2 protein-coding genes are annotated in these 1,620 nt (G+C 38.5%); both read left to right on the forward strand.

Features of this window, described 5'->3' with window-relative positions; all coding sequences use genetic code 11:
- Positions 1–919: phosphatidylinositol-specific phospholipase C1-like protein (locus AC1DND_RS27475; RefSeq protein ID WP_477585978.1), on the forward strand; the 919-nt coding region annotated here is incomplete at its 5' end.
- Between the two features lie 3 nt (positions 920–922).
- Positions 923–1,620, forward strand: a 698-nt coding sequence (locus AC1DND_RS27480) for an alkaline phosphatase (protein WP_477585980.1), incomplete at its 3' end; no start/stop codon positions are given.

Below are 1,620 nucleotides of genomic sequence, written 5' to 3' on the forward strand. Positions count from 1 at the left end.
GTTCAAGAAAACGGATTCGGTATCTGCGAGTAAGATTGATTATGAACACATTTCTATGCCCGAACAATTAAATATGGGATTAAGAAACCTGGAGATCGATGTTTATGCTGATTCTGCTGGTGGTCGTTATGCGCATCCAAAAGGTTTAGATTGGGCGAAAGATCAACCTACTTTTGATGCTTCCGGAGAAATGAAAAAACCTGGTTTTAAGGTTTTACACATCCCCGAACTCGATTTTAGAAGTTCTACACCAACTTTTGTCGAAGCTTTAAAAGTGTTACGTACCTGGTCGGAAGCACATGCAGATCATACCCCGGTTTTTATTACGCTTGAGGCTAAAGATGATTCGATAAAAAGACCTGGATTTACATCACCAGAATTATTTACGCCAAAGGTTTTTGATGAATTGGATAAAGTAATTTTAGAGAATTTAGGTAAAGAACATATCATTCTTCCTGATGAAGTAAGAGGTAAATATAGTTCGCTTGAAGACGCTGTACTTCATCAGAATTGGCCAAAGTTGAGCCAGGCGAAAGGCAAATTTATTTTTGTACTGGATGCAACCGGAAAAAAAAGAGCGACATATATCCTAAATCATCCATCACTAAAAGGTAGAGTAATGTTTGCAAATTCAGATCCCGGCACACCTGAAGCCGCTTTTATGATTAGAAATAACCCTAAAGACAAACAGATTTCTGAAATGGTAAAAAAAGGCTACATCATTAGAACACGGGCCGATAACGATACGCAACAGGCTCGTAAAAACGATAAGGGTGATTTCAATGAAGCTTGTAATTCTGGCGCACAGGTTATCACAACAGATTATTATTTAAAAAGTACACATTTTAATTCCGATTACGCTATCAGCTTTGCTGGTGGCAAATACTACAGAGCTAATCCCTTATTTAAAAGTAAATAGAATATGAATAGAAGGTCATTATTAAAAGGTGGATTGTTAGCCGGTTTAACTATTCCATTTACAGGTGTAAGTGATGTTATCGCTAAACCTATTGGCGGTTCAAAGAAAGCTAAAAACATCATTATGATGGTAAGTGATGGCATGAGTATAGGAACGCTGAATATGGCTGATTTATATTCGAACAGAATATTGGGGGTTAGTAGTAAATGGTTAGGCTTGTACCGCGAAAACAAGGCTTTTAGAGCATTAATGGATACGGCTTCCGCAAGTTCTATGGTTACCGATTCTGCAGCTGCAAGTTCATCCTGGGGTGGTGGTATGCGGGTTCGAAACGGTTCGCTTAATGTAGGAATGAAAGGCGAAAAACCACAACCTATCCTTCAGAAATTTAAAGAAAAAGGTAAAAAGGTAGGTTGTGTAACTACTGTTCCCATAACGCATGCAACACCTGCCGGTTTTTGCATAAACATAGATAACCGTGGGGGGCAGGATATTATTGCGGAACTATACCTGGGCTTAAAGTTTGATGTGATGATGGGTGGTGGACATAAGTATTTTGGAGAAAAACGTGCCGGAGGAAACCTGATTCCGAAATATTTAACCCAAGGTTATAAGATAGCTGAAAATAGAGATGAAATGCTGGCTTTGAATAAGTATAAGCCAGTTTTAGGTTTATTTGCCGAAGATGGATTGCCTTATGA

It is taken from the genome of Pedobacter sp. 01N416 (assembly GCF_056399685.1).